Below are 3,052 nucleotides of genomic sequence, written 5' to 3'. Positions count from 1 at the left end.
GCGACCGCGTCCGGCAGCGCGGCGACCGCGTCCGGCACGGCCACCGGCGATGGCCCGGACGACGCGAGCGGCTGTGCCGGGAGCGCGAGCCTCACCGATCTCACGCGGGTGACCGGGCTGTCCCGGCCCACCGTCGAGGGCGTGATCGACGGGCTGGCCGACAGCGGTCTGGTGGTCGAGGTGCCCGCCGAGGAGGGCGGCGTCCGCCGCCAGGGCCGCCCCGCGCGCCGCTTCCGCTTCCGGGCCGAGGCCGGGCATCTGCTGGGCATAGAGATAGGGGCGCACCGGGTCGCCGCGCTCCTGTCGGACCTCGATGGACGCGCGCTCGGCTCGGTCGTGCGCGAGGTCTCGGAGAAGGCGTCGGCGGACGAGCGGCTGGAGCGGGTGCGCACCGCCGTGGCGGATCTGCTGCGGCGCGCGGGGGTCGCCCGGTTCTCGCTGCGCGCGGTCGGGGTGGGCAGCCCCGGCATCGTCGAGGCCGACGGCACCGTCCATCTGTGCACGGCGCTCCCCGGCTGGACCGGGCTGCCCCTGGGCGAGCGGCTTCGGCGGTCCTTCCGCTGTCCGGTGCTGGTGGAGAACGACGCGAACACGGCGGCGGTGGCCGAGCACTGGAAGGGCGCGGCGGTCGGCTCGGACGATGTGGTCTTCGTGCTGGCCGGGTTGAGCCCGGGGGCCGGGTCGTTGATCGGCGGCCGGCTGCACCGCGGCTTCGGCGGCGCCGCCGGGGAGATCGGGGCGCTGCATCTGCTGGGCCGCGAGGCCGCCCCGGAGGAGGTGCTCTCCACGACCGGGGAGCCGCTGAGCCCGCTGGACGAGGCGCAGGTCGCGCATGTCTTCGCGCTGGCCCGCGACGGCGACGTACGGGCCACCGCGGCCGTGGACCGCTTCGTCCGCAGGCTGGTGCACGACACGGCGGCCCTGGTGCTGGCGCTGGACCCCGAAATCGTGGTGGTCGGCGGCTGGGCGGCCGGGCTGGACGGGGTGCTGGCCCCGTTGCGCGATGAGCTGTCCCGCTACTGCCTGCGGGCCCCGGAGGTCACGCTCTCGCTGCTGGGCGAGGCGGCGGTGACCACGGGGGCGCTGCGGCTGGCCCTCGACCATGTGGAGCAGGAGCTCTTCGCGGTCGACAGCACGGTGACGACCCGCCGCGCGAGCCGCTGACGCGGGACGCGGAGCGGGCCGGGACGTTTCGTTTCGGCTTTGGACCGCGGAGTGCGTACGCGCCGACGACGCGGGGCGGGCCCACGGCACAGAGCGGGCGTACGACACGGAGCGGAGCAGGATCAGCCCGCCAGCAGCTCCTCGCCCGCCGGGTCACCGAAGGTGAGCCGGCAGGTGTCGGCCCGGTAGGTGGCCACGGCGACCGCCGCGGTGCGGCCCTGGGCCACATAGCGGGTGGTCACGAGGAGGACGGGGGCGCCGGGCAGCCGGTCGAGCTCCTTGGCGTCGTCCGCGCGGGCCGAGCCCAGCTCCACGGTCTGCTCACGGCCCTCCAGCTCCAGCCGGCGCAGCTCGCGCAGCACCGCGCGGGCGCGGGCCAGCCCGCTGGGGGTGTCGATGGCGGCGAGGCCGGGGACGGATTCGGCCGGTACGTACAGCAGCTCGGCGGCGAGCGGCTGGCCGTGGGTCATCCGGGTGCGGCGCACCCGGTGGACCGGGGTGTCGGGGTCGAGCTCCAGCAGCCGGGCTACCTCGGCGGGCGGCACGGCCTCGGTGCTGTCCACGGTCTGCCAGGTGTCCTCACCGGAGGTGTCGGTCCAGCCGTGGGCGTAGTCCCCGACGGCCACGCCGACGCGGGGCGGGGCGACGGTGGTGCCGACGCCGCGGCGGCGCTGGAGCCTGCCCTCCAGCTCGAGCTGCTCGAGGGCCTGTCGGAGGGTGGCGCGGGCGACGCCGAAGCGGGCTGCCAGCTCACGCTCGTTGGGCAGGATCTCCCCGACCGCGAACTCGGAGTCGAGCGCGTCGCTGAGCACGGTCTTCAGATGCCAGTACTTGGGCTCAGGCACCGATTCGAGCTGCGTGGTCCCCACGCTGTCCCCCTTGATTCCGACGGCCGACAGACGTGCGCGCGTTCACAGTTATGCGCGCTTCTTTATTAAAGGTTGTTGCAGTATCAATGTGACCATAAGGCGGCGTGCGAACTTGGTCAAGACCAATCCTTTGACCGGTTATCGTCGGTGACCGTCGGAACGAAATGCGTAACGGGGCGGGAGCTGAGCAAGCGGATGGGCATGGACCAGGTCACGGTGGTCACCGGGGGCAGTCGCGGGATCGGAGCGGCGGTGGCGGTGCGGCTCGCCCGCGCCGGGCACAGCGTCGCCATCGGCTATGAGAACGCCGAGGACGCGGCCGAGCGGTGGGCGGCGGCGGTGCGCGAGGAGGGTGTGCGGTCGGTGGTCGTCCAGGCCGACACCAGCGACGCGGAGCAGGTCGAGGCGATGTTCGACCGGGTGCGGGAGGAGCTGGGCCCGATCACCGGCCTGGTCAACAACGCGGGAATCACCGGGCCGTTGGGCCGCTTCACCGAGACCTCACCCGAGGTGATGCGGCGCGTCGTGGACGTCAATGTGACCGGGGCCCTGCTGTGCGCCCGGCGCGCGGCGCGCGAGATGTCCACGCGCCACGGCGGGCAGGGCGGCGCCATCGTCAATATCTCCTCGGGCGCGGCGACGACCGGCAGCCCCGGGGAGTATGTGCACTACGCGGCCAGCAAGGCGGCGGTCGACACGATGACCGTCGGACTGTCGAAGGAGTTGGCGGCGGAGGGGATCCGGGTCAACTCCGTCCAGCCCGGGATGACGCTGACCGACATCCACGCGCGGATGGGCGACCCCGAGCGGCCATGGCGCAACCCCGGGCGGGTGCCGATGGGGCGCCCGGGCGAGCCGGAGGAGATCGCGGGCGCGGTGGCGTGGCTGCTGTCGCCGGAGGCGTCGTACACGACGGGCGCGGTGCTGCGGGTCGCGGGCGGGCTGTAGGGTCTGTCGTTTGGATCAGGCCGGGCTCGCGGGGTCCGTCACCGCGCTGTCCCCGGCCCAGTTCTGGAACG

General features: G+C 74.0%; 3 protein-coding genes. 2 read left to right on the top strand and 1 reads right to left on the bottom strand.

The features are described from left to right. The coding region (locus KN815_RS47925; protein ID WP_253209711.1) for an ROK family protein at positions 1-1,164 on the top strand (1,164 nt) is incomplete at its 5' end. Positions 1,165-1,286: 122 nt separating this feature from the next. Here KN815_RS47925 and KN815_RS47920 read toward each other — a convergent pair. Beyond that, positions 1,287-2,033, bottom strand: a complete 747-nt coding sequence (locus tag KN815_RS47920; protein WP_216348039.1) for a GntR family transcriptional regulator — start codon at positions 2,031-2,033, stop codon at positions 1,287-1,289. A gap of 201 nt (positions 2,034-2,234) precedes the next feature. Here KN815_RS47920 and KN815_RS47915 point away from each other — a divergent pair, with 201 nt between their 5' ends. Then, positions 2,235-2,981 (top strand): SDR family oxidoreductase, encoded by a 747-nt coding sequence (locus KN815_RS47915; protein ID WP_216348040.1) that lies wholly within the window; start codon positions 2,235-2,237, stop codon positions 2,979-2,981. The last annotated feature ends 71 nt before the right edge of the window (positions 2,982-3,052 follow it).

Origin of the sequence: Streptomyces niphimycinicus (assembly GCF_018883605.1) — a bacterium.
Lineage (GTDB): Bacteria > Actinomycetota > Actinomycetes > Streptomycetales > Streptomycetaceae > Streptomyces > Streptomyces niphimycinicus.
The sequence above is the reverse complement of the archived record's forward strand: the minus strand, read 5'-3'. Positions and strand labels throughout refer to the sequence as shown.

Excerpts from the sequence above, each read along its gene's own strand:
- KN815_RS47915 (WP_216348040.1), top strand. The coding sequence starts at position 2,235 with ATGGACCAGGTCACGGTGGTCACCGGGGGCAGTCGCGGGATCGGAGCG.